This window comes from Desulfosporosinus shakirovi (assembly GCF_020595055.1).
GTDB lineage: Bacteria > Bacillota > Desulfitobacteriia > Desulfitobacteriales > Desulfitobacteriaceae > Desulfosporosinus > Desulfosporosinus shakirovi.
This window is the reverse complement of the sequence record NZ_JAJDOO010000010.1, coordinates 130729-152079: the sequence shown is the minus strand read 5'-3', so window position 1 is coordinate 152079 and position 21351 is coordinate 130729. Positions and strand designations below refer to the sequence as shown.

The 21351-nt window shown below is 41.7% G+C and carries 21 protein-coding genes, 1 pseudogene and 4 riboswitches; of the genes and pseudogenes, 19 read left to right on the top strand and 3 right to left on the bottom strand.

The features are described from left to right. Positions 1 to 39: 39 nt before the first annotated feature. Positions 40 to 1182, top strand: a complete 1143-nt coding sequence (locus LJE72_RS11255; protein ID WP_229247685.1) for an MFS transporter — start codon at positions 40 to 42, stop codon at positions 1180 to 1182. 301 nt (positions 1183 to 1483) lie between these two features. Here the strand turns inward: LJE72_RS11255 and LJE72_RS11250 are convergent, their stop codons facing one another. Further along, on the bottom strand, positions 1484 to 2590 hold the full coding sequence (locus LJE72_RS11250) for a DUF362 domain-containing protein (RefSeq protein ID WP_229247669.1): 1107 nt from the start codon (positions 2588 to 2590) through the stop codon (positions 1484 to 1486). A gap of 442 nt (positions 2591 to 3032) precedes the next feature. On the opposite strand from LJE72_RS11250, the gene LJE72_RS11245 reads away from it, so the two are divergent. Beyond that, positions 3033 to 5096, top strand: coding sequence for a methyl-accepting chemotaxis protein (locus tag LJE72_RS11245; protein ID WP_229247668.1), 2064 nt, complete (start codon positions 3033 to 3035; stop codon positions 5094 to 5096). Positions 5097 to 5308: 212 nt separating this feature from the next. Here the strand turns inward: LJE72_RS11245 and LJE72_RS11240 are convergent, their stop codons facing one another. Beyond that, positions 5309 to 6082 (bottom strand): TetR/AcrR family transcriptional regulator, encoded by a 774-nt coding sequence (locus LJE72_RS11240; RefSeq protein ID WP_229247667.1) that lies wholly within the window; start codon positions 6080 to 6082, stop codon positions 5309 to 5311. A gap of 206 nt (positions 6083 to 6288) precedes the next feature. Beyond that, a riboswitch (cyclic di-GMP riboswitch) is annotated at positions 6289 to 6373 on the top strand. A gap of 78 nt (positions 6374 to 6451) precedes the next feature. Here LJE72_RS11240 and LJE72_RS11235 point away from each other — a divergent pair. From LJE72_RS11235 to LJE72_RS11225, 3 genes are all read left to right on the top strand, one after another. After that, positions 6452 to 6811 carry a response regulator gene (locus LJE72_RS11235; RefSeq protein WP_229247666.1) on the top strand — a complete coding sequence of 120 codons (360 nt, stop codon included), beginning with the start codon at positions 6452 to 6454 and terminating at the stop codon, positions 6809 to 6811. A gap of 409 nt (positions 6812 to 7220) precedes the next feature. Then, complete coding sequence (locus LJE72_RS11230; protein ID WP_248286314.1) at positions 7221 to 7571, top strand: PAS domain S-box protein; 351 nt, start codon at positions 7221 to 7223, stop codon at positions 7569 to 7571. After that, positions 7516 to 8268: a 4Fe-4S double cluster binding domain-containing protein gene (locus LJE72_RS11225; protein ID WP_229247664.1), complete on the top strand. Its 753-nt coding sequence runs from the start codon at positions 7516 to 7518 to the stop codon at positions 8266 to 8268. Before LJE72_RS11230 ends, LJE72_RS11225 begins: the two co-directional genes overlap by 56 nt. Before the next feature lie 513 nt (positions 8269 to 8781). Here the strand turns inward: LJE72_RS11225 and LJE72_RS11220 are convergent. Next, positions 8782 to 9729 carry a helix-turn-helix transcriptional regulator gene (locus LJE72_RS11220; RefSeq protein WP_229247663.1) on the bottom strand — a complete coding sequence of 316 codons (948 nt, stop codon included), beginning with the start codon at positions 9727 to 9729 and terminating at the stop codon, positions 8782 to 8784. Between the two features lie 226 nt (positions 9730 to 9955). On the opposite strand from LJE72_RS11220, the gene modA (LJE72_RS11215) reads away from it, so the two are divergent. The 14 genes and pseudogenes from modA (LJE72_RS11215) (at position 9956) to LJE72_RS11150 (ending at position 21191) form a co-directional block, all read left to right on the top strand. Further along, positions 9956 to 10768: a molybdate ABC transporter substrate-binding protein gene (gene modA, locus LJE72_RS11215; RefSeq protein WP_229247662.1), complete on the top strand. Its 813-nt coding sequence runs from the start codon at positions 9956 to 9958 to the stop codon at positions 10766 to 10768. Positions 10769 to 10790: 22 nt separating this feature from the next. Beyond that, on the top strand, positions 10791 to 11477 hold the full coding sequence (gene modB, locus LJE72_RS11210) for a molybdate ABC transporter permease subunit (RefSeq protein ID WP_229247661.1): 687 nt from the start codon (positions 10791 to 10793) through the stop codon (positions 11475 to 11477). Beyond that, on the top strand, positions 11477 to 12142 hold the full coding sequence (locus LJE72_RS11205; protein WP_229247660.1) for an ATP-binding cassette domain-containing protein: 666 nt from the start codon (positions 11477 to 11479) through the stop codon (positions 12140 to 12142). Before modB (LJE72_RS11210) ends, LJE72_RS11205 begins: the two co-directional genes overlap by 1 nt. A 34-nt stretch (positions 12143 to 12176) precedes the next feature. Then, positions 12177 to 12310: riboswitch (molybdenum cofactor riboswitch) on the top strand. A gap of 104 nt (positions 12311 to 12414) precedes the next feature. Continuing rightward, positions 12415 to 13095, top strand: a complete 681-nt coding sequence (modB, locus tag LJE72_RS11200; protein ID WP_229247659.1) for a molybdate ABC transporter permease subunit — start codon at positions 12415 to 12417, stop codon at positions 13093 to 13095. 1 nt (position 13096) lies between these two features. Further along, positions 13097 to 14158 carry a sulfate/molybdate ABC transporter ATP-binding protein gene (locus tag LJE72_RS11195; protein WP_229247658.1) on the top strand — a complete coding sequence of 354 codons (1062 nt, stop codon included), beginning with the start codon at positions 13097 to 13099 and terminating at the stop codon, positions 14156 to 14158. A 62-nt stretch (positions 14159 to 14220) separates the two neighbouring features. After that, complete coding sequence (gene modA, locus LJE72_RS11190; RefSeq protein ID WP_229247657.1) at positions 14221 to 15072, top strand: molybdate ABC transporter substrate-binding protein; 852 nt, start codon at positions 14221 to 14223, stop codon at positions 15070 to 15072. A gap of 25 nt (positions 15073 to 15097) precedes the next feature. Next, entirely contained in the window at positions 15098 to 15943 is an 846-nt protein-coding gene (modD, locus tag LJE72_RS11185; protein ID WP_229247656.1) for a ModD protein, read from the top strand. Between the two features lie 44 nt (positions 15944 to 15987). Then, positions 15988 to 16191, top strand: coding sequence for a formylmethanofuran dehydrogenase subunit E family protein (locus tag LJE72_RS11180; RefSeq protein ID WP_229247655.1), 204 nt, complete (start codon positions 15988 to 15990; stop codon positions 16189 to 16191). A 354-nt stretch (positions 16192 to 16545) separates the two neighbouring features. Then, a complete protein-coding gene (gene tsaA / locus LJE72_RS26540) occupies positions 16546 to 17349 on the top strand; it encodes a tRNA (N6-threonylcarbamoyladenosine(37)-N6)-methyltransferase TrmO (protein ID WP_229247654.1) in 804 nt (267 codons plus the stop codon). 55 nt (positions 17350 to 17404) lie between these two features. Then, complete coding sequence (locus LJE72_RS11170; protein WP_229247653.1) at positions 17405 to 17542, top strand: hypothetical protein; 138 nt, start codon at positions 17405 to 17407, stop codon at positions 17540 to 17542. Between the two features lie 397 nt (positions 17543 to 17939). Then, positions 17940 to 18137: pseudogene (locus tag LJE72_RS11165) on the top strand (ATP-binding cassette domain-containing protein); the annotation flags it as partial. 53 nt (positions 18138 to 18190) lie between these two features. After that, positions 18191 to 18324: riboswitch (molybdenum cofactor riboswitch) on the top strand. Positions 18325 to 18711: 387 nt separating this feature from the next. Further along, positions 18712 to 18927: a hypothetical protein gene (locus tag LJE72_RS11160; protein ID WP_396390870.1), complete on the top strand. Its 216-nt coding sequence runs from the start codon at positions 18712 to 18714 to the stop codon at positions 18925 to 18927. A 218-nt stretch (positions 18928 to 19145) separates the two neighbouring features. After that, a complete protein-coding gene (locus tag LJE72_RS11155) occupies positions 19146 to 20240 on the top strand; it encodes an XdhC family protein (protein ID WP_229247651.1) in 1095 nt (364 codons plus the stop codon). A gap of 344 nt (positions 20241 to 20584) precedes the next feature. Beyond that, a riboswitch (molybdenum cofactor riboswitch) is annotated at positions 20585 to 20718 on the top strand. 179 nt (positions 20719 to 20897) lie between these two features. Beyond that, complete coding sequence (locus tag LJE72_RS11150) at positions 20898 to 21191, top strand: hypothetical protein (RefSeq protein ID WP_229247650.1); 294 nt, start codon at positions 20898 to 20900, stop codon at positions 21189 to 21191. Positions 21192 to 21351 lie beyond the last annotated feature (160 nt).

Sequence of the window (21351 nt, the reverse complement as noted above, 5' to 3'; positions counted from 1 at the left end):
CAAGGCGATTCTAAATTAAATAATTTTTTGGTGCTGGTAATGGCAGTAGCCAGCGGCATCACTGTGGCCAATTTGTATTATATACAACCATTACTGGTAGAAATAGCTAATGACATTCAAGTCACTCAAGTTAGCGTCGGCTTTGTAGCTATGCTGACGCAAATTGGATATGCCCTCGGAATGCTGTGCATTTTGCCTTTGGCGGATATTAAAGAAAAAAGGTCTCTAATTGTCACGATGTTACTCTGTTCAGCCGGTTCATTGATGTTTATGTTTTTTTCTTTTAATATAACTGTGATTTCAATCGCATCTTTTGCTGTAGGTTTTACTTCTGTCGTGCCTCAACTGATCGTCCCCTTCGCAGCGCAGCTAGCTAATCCAAAAGAGAGGGGGAAGATCATTGGAACAGTAATGAGCGGTTTATTTATTGGCATATTGGTATCTCGTACCTTCAGTGGTCTTGTGGGAGAATATTGGGGATGGAGAATGGTCTATTTCATTGCAGCGGCTTTGATGATTATCCTCGCAATTTCTTTAAGTAAATTGTTGCCTTTATGTCTTCCCACTTCGAGTATGAAATACAAAGAATTATTCACATCTATGATGAGCCTGACAAAAAGCCTGCCTGTATTAAGAGAGGCATCCCTGAACGGAGCACTGATGTTCGCAGCATTCAGTGCTTTCTGGACATCGCTTGTGTTTTTACTTGAGGGTTCGCCCTATCATATGGGAGCTGATGTTGCAGGGCTGTTTGGGTTAGTTGGTGTGACAGGGGCCATGGCCGCCCCGATAGTTGGCAGGATAGCAGACAAACGAAGCCCAAAATTTACACTCGGAATAGGCATGATCGCGGTGATATTTGCTTATCTCTGTTTCCTTGCTTTTGGATTTAAACTATGGGGATTGATTATCGGTGTTGTTTTACTTGATTTAGGGGTTCAGTCATGTCAGATTTCTAATCAGGCCAGAGTGCACGCCCTAAAGGATGAAGCGCGCAACAGATTAAATACGGTTTATATGGTTTCGTATTTTACCGGAGGAGCGCTTGGCTCTTATTTCGGTTCATACAGCTATGCCCATTTTGGATGGTATGGAGTTTGCGCTTTGGGCCTCTTAACCCAATTAATAGCCGCTTCCGTTTATATACACTATAAAACAAAGGCATATATTACAACTATGTAACAATAAAAAGCGCGTTAATTTGCGCTGACACACTGCAGTTTTATTTATGCGAAGCGCCTCGATCCCTTGGGCCCAAAGGTGATCTAAGACGCTTCGTGCGTCGGCAGAATATCAAACTGGAATTTCTGTATCTGTGTCTCAAGTCAAAATGAATATGAAAGATAGGCCTCAGGCGGTATAAACTCCGCCGGGCCTAGCTTTAACGATCCTGCAATATTCATTTTTTTATGCCCATAAGAATAGGGGTCAAGACAGTGTATAGATTCCTGCCGCGATGTTCATAGTTAATAAATCTATTTCATTAAATTGTAATCAATTTATAGTCCTTGCTACCCAGACCCATTTTTACCGCGTAGTCGATTGCAACTTTCCAGTCAGTATTTGGGCTGACGTCGGTAAAATGGTCATGGTGTTCACGGGTGCTTTTCTCAAGAAGACTGCCTGCCATGACAGGCTGGTTGTTTACCGCATCCACGCATGCAACATCCAGTGCAACCGGGTCAAAGGACGCAAACATACCTACATTCGGAACAATCGGTATATCGTTCTCTGAATGACAGTCGCAGAAAGGAGAAACATCAATTACCAGACTGATGTGGAAGTGAGGGCGTCCCTGCAGTACGGCCCGGGTGTATTCAGCTATCTTTTTATTCAGGATTTCATTTGACTCGCCCCAAGCAGGTTGAACAGCGTCTGTTGGGCAAACGCCAATACAGCGGCCACAGCCAACACAGTTTATGTGATTAATAGAAGCTTTACGTTCTGTGAGGCTAATCGCACTGTGTGCACAAATTTTTGTGCACATGCCACAGCCTACACATTGTTCGTGGGAAACTTGGGGCTTTCCGCTACTGTGCATTTCCATCTTACCGGCACGGGAACCGCAACCCATCCCTATATTTTTTAACGCTCCTCCAAAACCAGTCAACTCATGCCCCTTGAAATGATTTAAAGAAATAAACACATCAGCATCCATAATAGCTTGACCGATTTTTGCTTCTTTCACATATTCTCCACCCTCAACAGGAACTAACATCTCATCAGTACCTTTCAAGCCATCGGCAATCAGCACATGACAGCCGGTGGAAAAGGGAGAAAAGCCATTGACATAAGCAGAATCAAGATGGTCGAGGGCATTTTTTCTGCCACCTACATAAAGAGTATTGCAATCTGTGAGAAACGGTTTCCCGCCTAGTTCTTTCACAATATCCACAACTGTTTTGGCAAAATTAGGTCGCAAATAGGATAGATTACCCGGCTCACCAAAATGAATTTTAATTGACGCATATTTTTTCTCGAAATCAATTTGACCAATTCCCGCTGTTCTAATCAGGCGGCTTAACTTCTGTTGCAAATTCTCATTCATTGTCGTGTGCATGTCCGTAAAATAAACCTTTGATTTTTCCAACTTAATAACCTCCAAGATTTGAACTTTAATAAATTCAGCTTTTAAAGCATAATTTACAATTCCTAGATATGCCTAAGACTTAACCTTAACATAATTTCGCACCTGAATTTTTCAGCAAATGTGCTTTTTAAATAGCATAAACCATAGAGGGCACTTTAAGTCAAGTAAAACTTTGAAAGATAAACTTGCAAGACTGCTTGAGCTTGGGGAGGGCAAATTTTTTAAACAAAATTTAACGTTGATCTTACATTTCCTTAGCAGCAGCCTAACAATGATTTGGTATTATATATATTATTAAATGCTATAGAGCTCCCTGTGACGCTGGATGGAATTTTGAGGAATCGAAACATGAGGAGGTTTGCATCGAAAAAGTTGATATAAGATGTCGCGAGGGTTAAAAACAGAGTGCTTTGCTTTCGAAATTTACGAAGGAGATGTTGTTATGCTTAAGAGATTACTTAGTATTTCTAGCATTCGCAGTAAGACATTACTTGCCATTTTGCCCCTAATAATACTGACCCTTGTGGCGATGACGACAATTAGTTATAAATATTCAGAGTCACTTCTTAGCAGTGAAATTCAAAATAAGATGAGTGCCAAGTTGCAGGAAACAATTAAGGATATGGAAAAACAACTAACGGAACACGGTACTTTGATTCAAGGCATAGTCAGTACACTAGAGTCAGTTGGCGGTAGTTTTAGTCCAGAGCAGCATACAAGTCTACTGGAAAAAACCGTAACAAATGGTGGAGTGACCTTTGGAAGCGGTGTCTTTTATGAGCCTTATGCCTACAGGGAAGACGTTAAGTACTATGGCCCTTATGCTTATAAGGATAATGACAAAGTAATCTATACGGATGAATACAGTGATGAGAAGTATGACTATCCTAACCAAGATTGGTATATAACGGGCAAGAACACAAACGAAAATGTAGTTTGGACAGATCCCTACTACGATGCGGTAACTGATGTCGCAATGATCACAGCCTGCCTACCGTTGCATGATAAACAAGGGGATTTTATAGGTGTAGCTACTGGAGATCTTGATTTTGTCACCCTGCAGAAACTAATTCGAGATATTAAGTTAAATATTAACGCTGATGTTTACTTATTAAATAGAGAAGGGCAGTATTTAGCTAATCCAGATCAAGATAAAGTAATGAAAGCTAAAATCACTGAAGACCCAAATAAAAGTTTGAGTGAAGCAGCTAAAATTATGCTTGATGGCAATGAAGGAATGTTTACATACTCCAGAGAAGGATTAAGAAGGGTCTATTATGCACCTATTTTGGGATTTGGCTGGACACTGGCTATTGACGTTTCGGAGACAGATCTTTTCGCTCCTTTGAATGCGCTATTGTACCGAATGCTCCTGATCTTTGTCGCGGCAATCGCGGTCATAGTGACGGTACTGCTTCTATATAGTCGATTTATCGTTAAAAATATAAAACGGGTGAACCAGTTTGCGAAGGCTATTGTTCAAGGTGATCTAAGTGAAACTATTGTGGTTCGCTCAAAAGATGAGTTCGGTCAGATGACGGAGAACCTTAACACAATGATGGAGAATCTTAAGGGAATTATTGAGGGGATCGTCAACAATTCACAGAAGTTAGCTGCCTCGGCAGAAGAGTTGACCGCCAGTGCTGACGAGGGCAGCAGGACCACGGAACAAATTGCTTATTCTATTCAGGAAGTATCTGATGGGGTTAAACAAAAACTCGAAGGAGTCGATGATACGGCAAAGTCCGCCCAACTAGTTTCTGAGCATATGCATAGGATCACTCAGGATATCCAATTGGTTACGGCAGGATCACTCTCTACATCACAAAAGGCTGCTACTGGGAACAGTGTGGTTAGAAAAGCCGTCGACGAGATGCAGGCGATTAGTAGTAAGGTCACAGAGGCAGCAGATGTTGTAAATAGCCTAGGAATAAAATCCGGGGAGATTGGTGAAATAGTAGCCCTGATAACGAACATTGCTGCTCAAACGAATCTTCTTGCTCTAAATGCAGCGATCGAAGCGGCGAGGGCAGGAGAGCAGGGCAGAGGGTTTGCAGTGGTTGCAGATGAAGTTCGAAAACTTGCTGAACAGTCAAGTGATGCAGCCGGAAAAATTAGTAGTTTGGTTGATGAGATCCAAAAGGAAACCACGAAGGCCGTTAAGACTATGAACGATGGAACTGTTGCAGTGCAAGAGGGGATTACCATGGTTAACTCAGCTGGTGAAGCGTTCCAAGGTATCTTGCAGGGGGTCAACGACTTTTCCAAACAGGCACAGGCTGTTGCTGATGTAGTTGAGCGGGTCGGAGCAAGTACTGAGACAATTGTTTCCTCAATCATGGAGGTGGCCGACATTCCTAAGGAAATTGCAGGCAGTTTGGAAAATGTGGTGGCGGGGACAGAGGAACAGAGTGCTTCTATGGAGGAAATTCGTAGGGCGGCGACCTCATTGGCTCAAATGGCAACAGATTTCCAGGGCAGCGTAACAATGTTTATACTTGAGTAGATTAAGATAAAGCCAAAAAGTTATTGTAACTTCTCAATAAGGTAGCAGTAACCTTTTTAGACAACACTCTGATTCATTAAATATACACATACAGTTAATCTAGAGTCCATGATAAAACCCAAATTCAACATAATGAAAATTAGAGGGTTTATTGGTTGGCTAAACGTAACTCATGCTCAGGTCATCACAATTGATAATCTGAGCATAAGTTACTATTTTACCAATATTGTATTAAACAAGAGACTTAGCACATTATTTTTTATATGTACTTTGATATCTAGCAAAGGGTCAATTTTACTAAAAAAGTCAAGACCATTCAAAGTTGCCAATATGGATACTGCAATACCCTCCATATCCAGATCAGTGCGAAAAACACCCTTATTAATGCCAGCTTCAAGCAAATTCATTATACTATTAACAAAAAAATTATGTATGTCTTTTGTACATTGATCAATCTTCTTATTATGGGCTATTTGGTTATAGGCTTCTAAAAATAAAGTATTTGGATAGGGCTCGCCTATGTAATTGCAATAACCAGTAATATAGTTTTCCAAGGCTTCTGCAGGATTTTCAACATTTAATAATATTTCCCCTGCCTCTCGCTTAATCATTTCGGTTTCCTTTACGATACAGTATTCTAAAAGTTCTTCCTTAGATTTGAAGTATTTATACAATGTCGCACGCTGAAGTCCAGCCGCCTTAGCTATCTCCTCCATGTCAATTCTGTTGTAACTTTTCTCAGCAAATCTTTCCCGGGCCTTTTCAATAATCGCCTCCCTCTCATCAATGATTTTCAAGTTATAACCGATTTGCTTAAGTTCATTGATTAAGATTTCCTTTGAAGAAAATATCTCATAAAAGGTTCTTTTGCTGATACTGCATTTTTTAGCTAGATTTAAGACGGTCAGCTGGTCTATTTCCTCAGTTTCAATAATGTCTGTGGCGCATTCAAGTATTTTTTCCCTATAGAAGCGTCTCTTGTCCATGGTACTGACTCCTTTGCAAAAAAAACTAATATTGTAGATAATTGCAAAAGCACCAAGAAAAGTAATTCGATATTGACAGGGACAGAAGGAGGTAATATACTGAACAAGGTGTTGAACCTAGTACCATGGTTCGTGAGAATTATTCAAAGGGCAATGCCTTTTATAGCGGTTACAAAATCTTTGTTCATGTCCAAAATAGCACATAAGCTTGATAAAGGCAAACTTAGTGAAAACTAAGGACGCAAAGCCACGGGTCTTCTACTTAAAAGTAAAGATCGCCGGGTTGCCAAGGGAGTTTTAAGCCAGCCCTTGGGTATGGCTTTTTTTGTCATTGGATTATTGTTGCAGAGAAGAGAGGGGTTAACTATTATGAGAATTTTGGTTGTAGATGATTCCTCATTTATGCGCAATATAGTTCGAGCAGTATTGGAAAAGGCAGGACATCAGGTTATTGGTGAGGCTTCAAACGGTCAAGAAGCCATTTCTCAATACAAGGACTTGAACCCTGAACTCGTAATAATGGATAACACCATGCCGATATTAAGCGGCATAGAATCATTAAAGGAAATTCTCAACTATAATGCCCATGCGAAAGTAATAATGTGTTCTGCAACGGGACAAAAAGCTATTATTGAAGAAAGTATTAGGTATGGAGCAAAAGGCTTTATCACTAAGCCCTTTAAAGAAGCATTGATATTAGACGAAGTCGCGAAGATGTGCTATATCTGATCAATAACAGTATCATTGAATTGATCGATACATTACAGGGTGTCGTCGACTTTAATCTTAACCATTAATGATATACTTATACAACCGTGTGTAGAGCAAGGAGCTCCCTTGGGTAAAGGGGTGGCCGCTTGCTCTTCTGCATTCTTTTCCTGCTAAAATCGATGGCTGACTTTGAATATCGTTAAAATCCAGAATTATTTGACAGGTATCGACACGTTTACCAAAGGAGATTAGTGGTCTAATGTTGAATGTCTAGATTAATTATTTAAAGTGAACAAGTGTACGGACTAATCAGAAAGGAAGTTGCAGGATGAGGCTCAAGGAACGAAGATACCCGCATTATTTTCATTAAAGCAATCTAACATTCCACGGAAAACATTGCGCAAGGGTATTACTAGACACTACGGCCATGCATAAAAATGGGACAACTTTCCCAGTAGAGATTCAGATCGGAGTGGCTAGCATTGGAGAGCGGCAGGTTGTTCTCTGGTCAGTGAGGGATATTACTGAGCGGAAACAGTTAGAGAAAGAGCGGAAAGATCGCTATAAAACTCTGGAAAGGCACGTACTTGAGCGACCAAGCAAACTCTTCCATACGAATAAAAAGCTCAAAGAGGAAATATTCCAATTTTTTTCTTTCACTACAGCGATGCATAGTGTTGCAGGAAATTTAGGAAGTATGTGGAATGCTAGATGGGTGTTAAATGTTTGTGCGATCAGGGTTGGAAAAAGTGAAGGGGAGCGATACTGTGACGATTAATGCTCTAATGATTAAACGAAAGGCCATTGAGCTAGGGGCAGACCTAGTCGGGATAGCAGATTTGACACGTGTTGAAGGGCTTCCTACCGTACCCCAGGGACTTTTAGAGCCCTACACTCATGCTGTCGTGATTGCTGTTGCCATTTCTCCGGATATTTTTGAACAAATCGTGAATGAACCAACCCCCTTGTACCTGCATCATTATCTGGCTGCGAATATATTATTAGATGATATTAACCTGCGTTTGCAAGGAGAGATTATCGGTAATGGCTTCCGCGCTCTTGCCATTCCTGCTTCACAAGTTGTAGATAAGGTTAACTGGATGGGCCATATATCTCATAAAGCTATGGCTAAGGCTGCGGGCCTTGGATGGCAGGGGAAAAGCCTCTTGCTTGTAACCCCGGGATATGGTCCACGCGTGCGTTTAGCCACGTTACTGACCGATGCACCATTTGAGACGGATCCTATTCTAACTAATCGATGCGGCAAATGTAAAAATTGCCAAGAGGCTTGTCCGGCTTCGGCTATAAAAGGGGGCTCATGGGAAGATCATCCTCAAACGAGAGAGGAAGCTCTTCACTTTTCACGATGTGTGGAAAAGGTTAATGAAGATTTTGCAAAGCGGCCTGAAATCGGAAAGCCCATATGCGGAGTTTGTATTAAGGTCTGTCCTTGGGGAAAGCCTAAGGGAAAATAAGAAGGATGAGTCTGGCAGAGCAAGAAGCTCCCTTTAAAAGGGATAAGCCACTTGCTCTTCTTTGTTATTACTCAAAGCTAGATATACTTTCATATTGAGGCCTTTCTGTTAACTAGGATATTGCACTTTGAAGGAGGTTATTACTATTAAGGCTAACCAGAGGCTATGGGATTTCGCACCTTTATATTGTCATTAATATAACTTAAGAAGTAGGAAAAGCCAAAGGGACAGACCATTAATTCACTGTAGATTAAGGCTGTCCCTTTGGCTTTTTATAAAGATCGATCGTAGGTCTACGATTCTAATTGTATTAATTGTCATGTTGGTGATTTTAAACCAGAGTTAGAGGCTCCCACTATGCTTAAAGGGCATGCTAAACTTATTAAAAACGAAGTAGGATGCAACAATTGCCATAGAGATACGGGACATAAGAATGGACTTCTCGTTGATGTTAAGTTTGAGTCGATGGAACTGTAAAACTGTTCTTAATGGTAGGCAATCGAAAGATAATAACTAGGTTTTTGCGATGATCTCTCCCATACGGGATATATCATACCCGCCAATACCCATCACTTCATTGCGAAAGGAAGGGGACTTTAAGATGCTAATTAAGGCTTGAAAATGAGGGCGTTCCAGATCTTCTAGGCGTATTACTAAATCATAGCGTTCTTTATGAAGTGGTATGAAATCAAGATTAATGAATTGCATGGCCACTTTTTCAATCCCTAACCCAACGTCCGCTTCCCCACGTGCAACTTTACTGGCTATGGCCAGGTGAGTCATTTCTTCATCTCCATAGCCAAGAATATCGTTGCGATTAATTCCTGAAAGCCTCAGCTGTTCATCTAACAACACTCTCGCACCGGATCCTCTTTCCCGGTTTACAAAACGGACCTCAGGTTTAGTTAGGTCTCCCCAAGTGATGATACCTTTGGGATTTCCTTTGGCAACATAAAATCCTTCGATTCGATAAACTAAGTTTATGACACAAGTTTGGTGACCGGGCATTAGTCTGCGAACGTAGGGGGTGTTATATTCATCAGTATCACTATCCCATAAGTGGGCGGTGACAACGTTGGCAAGGCCGCGGTATAAAGCCATCAGTCCATCGATGCTTCCAATGTAACGACGCAAAAAATGAACCTGCGGAAATTGTTTTTCCAAATAGCGGGTTAAAATGTCAAGGACGATGTCTTGACCGCAGATGACTAAGTTTTCATCACGCGAGATACTATTATTTAATCGCTCACTCAGTGCTGGGGGGTCTAATAGGGAGGGCAGTGAACTCATCCCTTTAGATTTTTGCTTATAGCTCTCAATATCAGCGCCCTCAACGCGGACCTTGCGGCCGATATGGTAAGCCGCCAGCTCACCCCGCTTGATCAGCTCATAAACCGTGAACTTGGAAATCTTGAGGATTTTGGCAACTTCTTCGGGCGTATACGAAATATCAGTGGACATATCCAACGCACCTGTCTCTCATGAGTATTTTTCATAATGAATACAATTAGTAATTTCTCACTTATGTCTTGCTATTGTATTATAACATATCGTATAATGGCAGTGTAGTTCAGTCTTGTTAGCTTACGTTTGCTCGTGTTCGATGAAAGGCGCTTATTTTCCTAACACTAAAAAATATAAACTAACATGATTAGAGATTACTAAGAAAGATTGAGGAGGAGTATAAGTGAAGAAAGTCTCATGGTTATTAGTATTAAGTTTTGGATTTCTGCTAATTCTATCTTCTATCGGTTGTAATACAGGAAGTAATACCCCATCCGCAACAAACGTCCCAGAAGTTGAATCTGCAGAAATCATGGTATCTGCCGCAGCGAGTATGAAAGATTCGTTGACGGAAATCCAGAAAGCGTATGCTGAGAAAACAACCGGGGTAAAGCTTACCTTCGTCTTTGGAGCTTCAGGTACACTACAACAACAAATCGAACAAGGTGCTCCGGTTGATCTTTTCATTTCTGCTGGGAAAACCCAGATGGATGCCCTCGAACAAGAGAATTTGTTACTTAAAGAGAGTAAAGTCGATTTAGTAGGAAATGAATTAGTGCTTGTCACGGGGAAGGATAACAACAAGGTTACTTCCCTCGAAGATTTGACTAAACCGGATGTTGATAAGATCAGCATCGGTACACCTGAGTCCGTGCCCGCCGGAAAGTACGCACAAGAATCATTGATGAATCTCAAACTTTGGGATGCCTTAATGCCGAAGTTTGTATTGGCTAAGGATGTGACCCAGGTCCTGAATTACGTAGAAACAGGTAATGTAGAGGCAGGACTTGTGTATAAATCCGATGCTCAAGGGTCAGCAAAGGTTAAGGTTGTATCAGTGGTCCCGGAGAGCAGTCACAAAGCCATTGTCTATCCGGCAGCAGTTATTTCGGCTACTAAAAACAAGCAAGTTACTGAGAATTTTCTAAAATACTTAGAGAGTTCGGAAGCCCAGCAAATATTTGTAAAATACGGTTTTAAGACCTTAGCAAAATAAAAAAAATTTCCGGGGGAGTCCGATGGAATTTAGTTATGTTCCGATAGTTTTGTCTCTGAAAGTTGCTTTTGCTGCTGTTATTATTGTCACTTGTTCTTCTATACCAATAGCTGCCCTTATGGCCAAGCGTGAGTTCTTCGGCAAAGATGTTGTAGAGTCTGTTATTACTTTGCCCTTGGTACTTCCCCCCTCGGTTATCGGCTTCATGTTGCTTTATGTTTTTGGAAAAAACGGTCCGCTAGGGAAGTTATTCGAACAATGGTTTCATACTAGAATCGTCTTTACCCTAGCGGGAGCAGTAATCGCAGCCGCTGTCGTTGCCTTTCCTTTGATGTACCAATCTGTCAAGGTCGCCATTGAGAATGTTGATCCAAATCTTGAGAAGGCAGCGCGTACATTAGGGGCTGGAGAACTTAGGGTGTTCTTCACCATAACCCTTCCGTTAGCATTGAATGGTATTGTTGCGGGCTTAGTCTTAGCCTTCGCTCGGTCTCTGGGGGAATTTGGAGCTACCTTGATGATTGCAGGAAATATTCCGGGCAAGACGCAAACAATGCCGATTGCTATCTACTTTGCTAATGAAGCGGGCGACACAGGGCAAGCAAGCATATTGGTTATCATCATGACTATTTTTAGTTTTCTGGTTATTTATGGACTGAACAGATGGGGTAAAGGATCACGACGAGACTCGCGAGGAGGTGGGGCATAATGCTAAAGGCGTTTTTTCAGAAGAAGTTACCAACCTTCGAGCTTGAAATCAAATTCTCCTTGAACAATGGAATTCTTGCCCTTGTTGGTCCCTCTGGTGCAGGTAAGACGACGATCTTGCAATGTGTAGCAGGGCTTCAGACCCCTTCGTCGGGGGAGATTAATATCAATGACAAGATCGTCTTCTCTTCTGAGCAGGGCGTAAATATTCCAATTAGAAAGCGACGCATTGGCTACGTTTTCCAAGACTATGCTCTTTTTCCGCACATGACTGTGGAGAAAAATGTGATGTATGGAAAGCCCCAGAAAGGGAGTATCCCCAACAAGGTGCTTACCGTTTCCAATGTCTTAGAAATGCTAAAGATTGAACATTTGCGAAATCGTTATCCCAATCAGATTTCGGGTGGAGAGAAACAAAGAGTCGCTCTCGCCCGTGCCTTAATGACCGAGCCCGAACTTTTGTTGCTCGATGAACCGCTCTCCGCCCTTGATCAGGACACGCGGAGTACACTTCAACAAGAGTTACTTAAGCTCCAAGTCCAATGGCAGATTCCTTTTATCCTAGTTACGCATGATCTTCAGGAAGCAGAAATGCTGGGAGATCAGATTATTAAGCTGGATCATGGTAAGCAAGAGGAGTTAAGGAAGTTCGATAAAGCTCAGTGAAGCGAATCATCTGTATTTCGAAATCAAGGAAAATAGAATAGTAAATCTCCGATCCAGAATGACCTAAAGAGTAAGTCCATGGTCACTGGACAGGGCTTTAAGTCCTCAGGGTGTTCTCGGAAACGGGTAGGCCTTTCATTTTGAAAAGGAGTAGCAAGTATTAGACTGGGAAGCCAGTTTGTTTAGGGCTCTCTTTTTGGGAGTCCTATTTATTATGTGATTATACATGACGATAGAGAGGGGGTTATTGTGTTTATCGTGATTTATTAGGAATGGACTTTACCCCGTTACTGATTTCACTAAGAGCAGCAATAATAGCAACTATCGGGACCTTTTTCTTGGGAATTGCAGCTGCATGCTTTGTTTCGGGATATAGGGGGAAATTCAAGGGATTGATTGACGGCGTGCTTACCTTGCCCTTGGTTTTGCCACCGACAGTTATAGGATTCTTGCTTCTTATACTTTTTGGCAAGAACGGACCTCTTGGGAAACTCTTAATGTCTATTGGAAAGACTGTGATATTTTCTTGGCCAGCAACTGTGATTGCGGCTTCAGTTGTCGCTTTCCCTTTAATGTATCGAACGGTCAGAAGTGCCTTTGAACAAATAGATCAAAATATTATTAATGCTGCTCGTACGTTGGGTGTCTCAGAGTGGAAAATATTTTGGAGGATAACGATTCCGCTTGCTTGGCCGGGAGTAGCTGCCGGTACGGTATTAGCTTTTGCAAGGGCCTTGGGCGATTTTGGTGCAACGCTCATGATTGGTGGTAATATACCTGGGAAAACACTGACAATCCCTGCTGCTATTTTCTTTGCAGCCGAAAGCGGAGAAATGAGAAAGGCTTTGATATGGGTGATGCTTATTTTTATTGTTTCCTTGATCGTTATGACGTTAATGAATTATTGGACGGATTACCAGCGCAAGATGATCGCTACCGCTGGCAGGAAATAGTATGGAAATATTGGTTGATATCCAAAAAAAACTGCCAGGTTTTGAACTTGATGTTAATTTTGACACAGGCATGGACATTCTTGGACTTCTAGGAGCTTCAGGTTCGGGAAAGAGTATGACCTTGCGCTGTATTGCAGGAATTGATACCCCGGATAGGGGCAGAATTGTTCTCAACGGCCGGACTTTGTTCGACTCTCAGAAAGGCGTTAATCTCCCCTGCCGCAAAAGGAAGATGGGCTATTTATTTCAAAACTACGCACTTTTTCCTAATATGACTGTCGAAGAGAACATTGGTTTCGGAATTGAAGATAAAAAGAGAGAGGAAAGAATGGCAATCATCAAGGAAAAGGTGAAGATGATTAAGCTGGAAGGCTTGGAGAAAAGATATCCAAACCAACTTTCCGGGGGACAACAGCAACGGGTTGCTCTAGCCAGAGCTTTGGCTATTGAGCCAGAGGCGTTACTCTTGGATGAACCATTTTCCGCACTTGACGACTATCTAAGAAGCCATATGGTCAAACAACTGACTGAGACTTTAGCAGATTATCCTGGAGTAACCCTGTTCGTAACCCATAATATGGATGAGGCCTATAGCGTTTGCAACAAATTGGTAGTACTTTCAATGGGTAAAATTGAAGCAAAAGGAGGGACAGAGGAAGTATTCAGGTCTCCGCCTACACTTGTATCAGCGCAATTAACAGGGTGCAAGAATTCTTCTTTGGCAAAATACATATCACCGTTTGAGGTAGAGGCCTTGGATTGGGGAATAACTTTAAAAACCAAGAACGAAATTGTTAAACACATCGAATTTGTGGGTATTCGTGCCCATGAAATCGAACTGGCCTTAGATGAAAAACAAGACAATGTGTTTAGTTGTTGGCTTAATTTCACAACTCAGACTCCTTCTCGGATAACAGCCTATCTATCCATGCAAGTCGCGACTTTAGGAAAGGGCGGTTACCACATACAATGGGAGATCACCAAACAAATGTGGTTCGAATTGAAGGATAAACCACAGCCTTGGAACCTCCGATTTAATCCTGATAATCTAATAATTGTCTAATTTTATTCTTTAGTTGAACGAGTTCACTCACTGCTAAATCTAATGAGGAAGAGGGTAAATCCATGAAACCACTTTATAAAATCTGGAAGTCAAGTAAAGCTAAAGTTGCCTTGAGATTTGTTGCGTGCTCGATCTTGTTACTTGTTCTGTTTATCTCAGGATGTTCCGGGGTTGTCAATCAAACCTCAAAACCGGAAGACAAGGGAGTTGTCTATAATAAACCTATTGAACTTTTGATTTCCACTGCTCCTAGTTTAAAAGGCTCCTTTGAAGAAATTAAAGGATTGTATACAGCAAAAAATGCTCAAGTGAATTTGGTATTTAATTATGGACCGTCAGGTTCACTCCAAAATCAAATTGAGCAAGGGGGGGCCACAGATATTTTTATTTCTCAAGGTAAGCCTCAGATGGATGCGCTAGAGCAAAAGGGGCTTATCAAGAAGGACTCTAGGGTAAATTTGCTGGGGGATGAACTTGTCTTAATCGTTAATAAAAGCAATACCTCTATTAATAGCTTCGAAGATCTAACGAAGACGGAGGTTAAGAAAATTGGAATTGGTGAAGCCGAATCAGTTCCGGCAGCTAAGACTGCAAAAGAAACCCTGGAGACCCTTAAATTATGGGACACTTTACAACCTAAGTTCGTAATAGGCAAAGATCTAATGCAAATAATGACCTATGTAGAGACAGACAACGCCGAAGCAGGTTTTGTTTGGGATACAATAGCGATCATCTCAGATAAAGTCAAAATCGTGGCTGCGGCACCAGCTAATTCTCATAAACCGGTTATATTGCCGGCGGCAGTAGTTGCTGCCTCCAAAAATAGTGATGAAGCTTCGAAGTTCTTGGAGTATTTACAGAGTGATGAGGCTATGAAAGTATTCGAAAAGAATGGATTTATAAAGGTAAAATAGTTCAAAAAAAGATGGAGGCAGGACTATGCTTTATATCAGTGATGAAACAATAGACCGATGGATCAAAGAGGATGTGCCGTATATTGATTTAACAACACTGACCCTTGGCATAGGTGGATTCAAGGGGAAGATAAGTTTTACTGCGAGAGAATATACGGTCTTATCAGGGGTAGAGGAAGTTTTAAGGATCTTTGCAAAGTTTGGAATTACGCCAATTCGATCGTTGCCGTCGGGTTCTGTTGTTAACAAAGGAGATATATTTATTGAAGCGGAAGGGTTAGCATCAAGTCTTCATATGGCTTGGAAAATGGCGATGAATATAATTGAATACAGCTCAGGTATTGCAACAAGAACAAAAAGGATGGTGGATAAGGCTAAATTAGTTAGTCCACAGATTACTGTTGTTGCTACAAGGAAATCCTTTCCGGGAACCAAGGAGCTTGCCATTAAGTCTATTATTGCGGGAGGGGCTTTTCCCCACCGACTGGGTTTATCTGAAACGATCTTAATCTTCAAACAACATATAACCTTCCTAGGCGATATCAACAATCTGGCACAAATAATGAAACAAATTAAAACCAATGCCTGTGAAAAGAAAATCATAGTTGAGGTGGAAAGGATTGAAGATGCACTCCATTTAATCGGATCCGGAGTTGACGGATTACAATTTGATAAGATCCCAGCGAATGATTTAAGAATCATGGTTGATCAAATAAGACGACTTAACCCGAATATTACCCTTCTTGGAGCGGGTGGAATCAATGGAGACAATATCGAAGAATACGCTCGGACAGGCATCGATGCAATTGTGACCACTTCGATGTATTTTGGAAAACCTTCCGACATTGGCGTGACGATGGAAAAAATTTAATATAAAGGACATTCTGAAAGGAGGAAAAAGAATGCGTTCTTTGGATGAGGATCTCTAAGCAGCTGTTGCTTATCATGGTCACCTCTGTATGGGTGTGGTATTGGGGTGAGATGGCTCGCCTCGGCATGCAAATCTTGGGTATAGATGACCCCTTAAGTTTTCGTGACTTAATTGTGTATGTAGAAATGGATCGGTGCGCGACGGACGATGTGAGTGTTGTAACGGGATGTACTCTTGGTCGAAGGTGATTAAAGGTCGTCGATTATGGGGAAAATGGCAGCAACCTTCGTTAACTTGCAACGAATGAAGCTATAAGGGTATCGCCAAAGATTGCAACTTATCCCCAACCAGGTGAAGACCCTGTAGTTTTTATGCAGAGTTTTAAGGATGAAGAATTATTTCTGTGGAAGAAAGTGTTTGTCAGTACCCCCCCCTCCCCCGGAGGATTTGCCCGGAATGCCACTACATAATATAGTTTGTGAAAAATGTGGTGAAGTAGTTTTAGATCGTCGGGAAGTTACAGTAGATAAGAGGACGTTTTGCAAAGTATGTGTATCTAAATCGTATTACCAAGAAATATCTGAAAGGGGATAGATATTTTAGTGGAAGAATCTATTACAATTAATCCCATCGGGATAGTACAATCATCGATAACAAATTGTGATGACATGCCCACAAATGGAATCCAGGCAGGGATAAGGGTATTTCCACCATATGTCGGAGCACTGGAGAGAATCGAAGAATACTCTCACTTATGGATTTTGACTTGGTTTCATCAAGCGCCTCGCAACGTTACTACCGCAGTACCATCTAAAGTCAATCCTTTGTCTCATAGATTCGGAGTGTTCGCTTTACGCTCTCCGTCTCGCCTTAATCCTGTAGCTCTAACCTTGGTTAAGTTGGATCGGATTCAGGAGAATACGCTATATGTGGCTGATATGGATGCAATTGATGGGACGCCTGTTATTGATATTAAACCTTACTTCGAGCATGATACAGTATTATCACCGCGAACACCACAAATATCCCCTCTTAGTGCAAACGCTCTTCAGAAGACTTTGCTCAAACAAGCACTAACCCATCACGGCGAAACATGCCCGGATCTATTGCTTGCCGTTCGGATGGCGCTAATTGCGGAGAAACTGCTGGGATATATAAAATCTCCAGATGTGCAGGTTCAAGTCTACGGTTCTACCTGCTTGGCCGATGCTATTCAAGGGCTTTGTAGGGCAAGACTTGCGAATCCTGCAAGATTCGAGTTTTGTTCATCTTTTATTAAACATAGTATCTGGATTAAAGGAAATCGGCGGTTATCTATTTCAGGCGTTCGAGAGTTAGATCTAAAAGCGTTTTGGGGGTTGCCAGATTACGAGATTTTCGAGGTAGCTATGGAAGAAATAGAATAATTTTCGTGGCTATATGGTCAATTATCAAGCTCATAAGAAAAGGATGTCGGATTAAATGTTGGCTAAAAAGGCTATTCCGATTAATGAGATCGGTTCGTTTGAAGACCCTGATTTCAAGACGCGTAGGCCATTACGGAAGGAAATAGTGCTTATTATCATAGCCCTTCTGATTTTGTTTTCTCTTTTCCCATAGGAAGGTACTCGATATCGCCGGATGCAGTCGACTTCAACCCAGACTAAACAGAATTCAGCAACACCGACCAGCCAAACTACAGCAAGAGCGGCAAAAATACCTCAAGAAAGCGTGTAAGTGTATATTATGCGGAAGGCGCAAAAGGGTTACAGTCCGAACCCGATGGTTCAATGCACATTGAAGCCTTAGGCATAATTGGTGGTCTTAACGTTGCCAAGGTTGCCTAGGGGGAAACGCGGGGTTGTCGCCTGTCTCGATGGAACAAGTATCAGCTTGGAATCCTGAAGTAATCTTAGCCTGGAATAGGGAGGGTTCTATAAAGGGATTTTTTCGATCCAAGTTGGAAAGGAATTAGGCTGTATAGCAAAATCGTGTCTATCAGATCCCCGACGCTCCCTTCCTTAAAGACAGGATTTATACCGAAATCAGTGGTGGCGAGCGACAGATGGTACTTATTGCTCAGGCCTTGGCTCAGCAACCAGAAATCTTGGTCATGGACGAGCCAACATCTAGCCTGGACATTGGTAACCAAATCCGGGTGCTTGAACAGATCGATCGTCTGGCCCAGAGGGGACTGGGTATAACGGTCATTAGTAAAATGGTTCATATTTCGGGGAAGCCAGTGCATATTAGAGTTTAATGAAAACCAAATATACTAAACTCCTAGCCGGATGAACCTAATGAGAAATCGATGGTTCCCTGGCCAGGGCTTTTAGCCCTCGGGGTATATTCGGAAACGGGTATGCCTTCTACATTTGAAAAGGAGTGGACAAGCTATCTAGGCTTTTATTTCTCGATGGCTCCACGTTCTTTGATCGTGGAGCCATTTCATTTTAGATAGTTATATGATTTTTAGTCAATCATCAAGCTTAGGAAAAGGATGTTGGAAAGGGGGTAAATGATGACAATTGATTCAAATATCCTAATAAGTGGTGCTAAGGAAGCAAAGCGCTAAGGCAGGATTCGCAACTTTTACCAAACAGACGCTAGTGTATCGAGTCAGCGCTGTTTTTGAAACCGTTAATCCGGAAGTTTTCCAAAGGCTTAAACCCGGGGATGATTTGGAAGCAAAAAAAAACAGTTCGCGCAGCGAATTGGAGAAGCCGGCCTCAAATTAGGCACAGGAATCATGGCCGGCTTGAGCCCGGAGGAGACTAAATATCAGGACTATGTGGAATTTATGTTTCAAGTTAAGCAGAATGTACATCTCCACTATGTCTATGTGTCTAAATTTACTCCTTTCAAAGGAATTGCCATTGAAAATCATCCGGCCTTGTTCGGCACAGGAAGCGGCAAGGGTGATAGCTATTATGCGGCTGGTAATGCCGGATATTAATATTAGTTCGGCCGCTGGCTGGAACCAGAGGATACTCCCGCGCCCTTGATGGCAGGGAGTGGGAATAAAGCGTTGGGTATTCACATTAATCGTACTCCGAAATGGAAAAAAGGATCTGCTGTTGATTGGTGCGTATATCAGGATAATATGGAATTCCGTAACACGATGGAGGCTGCGTATAAGCGATATCAGGAGTTAGGATTGACGATCGTTTTTTAAAGATACCTTTACATGTCCTTGAAAAGGCTGGGTAAGGGGGCAGGGCTAATGGATAAGGAAATTTTCCAGGGACTTAAAAAAGTATTTGACCATAATTTAGAGGCAGCACTGATTACGGTAACCAGTGCGCTGGGTTCAATCCCCCGCAAGCCCGGGGCTAAGATGTTGGTTTTTGCTGACGGGACTACAGTTGGCACTATCGGCGGAGGATGTGGGGAGGCTGAGGCCAGACGGGAGGCTTTCAATGTTATAGTGGCGCACACCCCTAAGATTTATTATTTAAATATGACTGCTGACGTTGGTCAGGAAGAGGGTATGGTTTGCGGGGGTATCATGGGCTTATTCATTGATTATTTGGGTTATCAAAGCCTCGCAGAACAGACCAAGCTTAACAAGGATTATTTGTCTGCTTTAGGGAGTCACCATGACCCAATATCAGTGACTGTGATTGAAGCGGCTGAGGAACGGTGGATAGGGAAAAAGCTTTTCATCAAAAATAATAGAGAGGTCTTAGGTGACCTTGGTTCAGAGGACTTGAATAAAGTTGCCCTAGAGAGTGCTGAAACAGGTAGGGGGAAACTCTATCCGCAGTTGATTAGTTTGGATTCTGAGTTTGAGACATGTAAATCTTCCATCACGAAGGCCACTGTCCGATTACTGATAGAGCCTCCAACGACCGTCATACACTTGTTGATTTTAGGGGCAGGATATATTGCCCAACCTCTCGTGGCTATGGCCAAAATTCTCAGGTATGAGGTAACTGTTGTAGATGATCGTCCATCGTTTGCTAATTATGCCCGATTTTACTTGGCCGATAGAATTATATGTGATGACTTTGAACGATCACTAGATGCGATAAACATTAATCAACATACGTTTATCGTGATTGTTACTAAAGGGTCAAATTCTGATAAGGTGTGTTTGCGCAAAGTGATTAATCAACCAGCCAGATATATTGGCATGATGGGTAGCTACAGAAAAGTTAAAGCCTTGAAAGCAGAATTAGAGGAGGAAGGAGTCCGCAGTGAATCGTTACAAAAATTGTATTCTCCAATCGGTTTGAAAATCGGAGCAGAAACTCCAGCAGAAATAGCGGTAAGTATTATCAGTCAATTAATTAAAGTTCAGAAGCAGTTGGTTTAGAACTAAATTATAAAGAAAAGGCCTTGATGAGCTATATCAAACTGAGGTAAAGATCACCTATGTGGAACAGGTTGCGCGAAATGTCTGTCTGACAAGATTGCGGCTTTCTGGTGGGATCGTCCGTCTCCTGAAGCACCGTTGGGATTTAAACTCTTTATCCGGAGTATACCAAGTATCTTGATTTGAAAAAAAACCAAATATTTCTTCTCAGAATTTTATAACTATGATTTGAGCGATGAAGAGTACGAATCCTTCTTCATCCACAAGAAATAACGGAGTATTTTTGAGGGACAAGGAAACGGAGTTATTGCAGTCCCCCTCGCAGCTATGGCATCAAAAAACTTTATAAACTCTATCTCCGAGCCGGAATAAACCTAATGAGTAATCTATGGTTACCGGCCAGGGCTTTACAGTCCTCAGGGTGTACCCGGAAACGGGTATGCATCCACTATTGAAAAGGAGTAGCCGATAGACTGGGACATCAGTTTATTAAGGGCTCCCTTTTTGGGAGCTCTATTTTTTATACTAGTCCGGTTAATTAAAGTTCAGAAGAGTTGGCTTATAGCGGCAATATCTGATGATAAATAATCATAGCGACTTTTTAACATTGTTTCTTATAAGGAGAAAGGGTTGAAAAATTAAAGGAGGAATGCACAAGTGCATGAAATAAAAAGTTCGTTAACTATTAATGTTAATACCTACACTGATGGGGTATCAGCCGTCATCATAAACCATGATACTAATAAAGTATTTGAATTTACAGACTTCGTCATGGTTGGTTTTTCTGATGGAGGTGAATATGTAGCAAACAATTGCACGATACCACAGGTAGCCCAAGGTTTATCTAGACTGCATGATCTCTATGATGAGCTTATGGCGGAGGCTCAAGCTAAAAACAAGCCAAAGCTTATGATACTGCCGACAATAATTAATGAAGAATTAGATATATAACCAAAAAAGCGTGCTTAAGTTTAAGTGCATATTCAATAATGTAGTGAGGATTAAAAAGAATCCACTTTTTTAAAGGTCTTTTTTGATATATTTTCACATGAATTGTCAGGAGGTGGATATAAAAAGGCAACTCATAAGATCGATGAGGATGCTTGCATCG

Coding starts and splice junctions, on each gene's coding strand:
- LJE72_RS11255 (WP_229247685.1), top strand. CDS start 40: ATGGCAGTAGCCAGCGGCATCACTGTGGCCAATTTGTATTATATACAA.
- LJE72_RS11230 (WP_248286314.1), top strand. CDS start 7,221: ATGCATAAAAATGGGACAACTTTCCCAGTAGAGATTCAGATCGGAGTG.
- LJE72_RS11195 (WP_229247658.1), top strand. CDS start 13,097: ATGGAAATATTGGTTGATATCCAAAAAAAACTGCCAGGTTTTGAACTT.
- LJE72_RS11205 (WP_229247660.1), top strand. CDS start 11,477: ATGCTAAAGGCGTTTTTTCAGAAGAAGTTACCAACCTTCGAGCTTGAA.
- modD (WP_229247656.1), top strand. CDS start 15,098: ATGCTTTATATCAGTGATGAAACAATAGACCGATGGATCAAAGAGGAT.
- modB (WP_229247661.1), top strand. CDS start 10,791: ATGGAATTTAGTTATGTTCCGATAGTTTTGTCTCTGAAAGTTGCTTTT.
- LJE72_RS11220 (WP_229247663.1), bottom strand. CDS start 9,729: ATGTCCACTGATATTTCGTATACGCCCGAAGAAGTTGCCAAAATCCTC.
- modB (WP_229247659.1), top strand. CDS start 12,415: ATGGACTTTACCCCGTTACTGATTTCACTAAGAGCAGCAATAATAGCA.
- LJE72_RS11180 (WP_229247655.1), top strand. CDS start 15,988: ATGAGGATCTCTAAGCAGCTGTTGCTTATCATGGTCACCTCTGTATGG.
- LJE72_RS11155 (WP_229247651.1), top strand. CDS start 19,146: ATGGATAAGGAAATTTTCCAGGGACTTAAAAAAGTATTTGACCATAAT.
- modA (WP_229247657.1), top strand. CDS start 14,221: ATGAAACCACTTTATAAAATCTGGAAGTCAAGTAAAGCTAAAGTTGCC.
- LJE72_RS11235 (WP_229247666.1), top strand. CDS start 6,452: ATGAGAATTTTGGTTGTAGATGATTCCTCATTTATGCGCAATATAGTT.
- LJE72_RS11170 (WP_229247653.1), top strand. CDS start 17,405: ATGTTGGCTAAAAAGGCTATTCCGATTAATGAGATCGGTTCGTTTGAA.
- LJE72_RS11225 (WP_229247664.1), top strand. CDS start 7,516: ATGTTTGTGCGATCAGGGTTGGAAAAAGTGAAGGGGAGCGATACTGTG.
- LJE72_RS11240 (WP_229247667.1), bottom strand. CDS start 6,082: ATGGACAAGAGACGCTTCTATAGGGAAAAAATACTTGAATGCGCCACA.
- LJE72_RS11245 (WP_229247668.1), top strand. CDS start 3,033: ATGCTTAAGAGATTACTTAGTATTTCTAGCATTCGCAGTAAGACATTA.
- LJE72_RS11160 (WP_396390870.1), top strand. CDS start 18,712: ATGTGGAATTTATGTTTCAAGTTAAGCAGAATGTACATCTCCACTATG.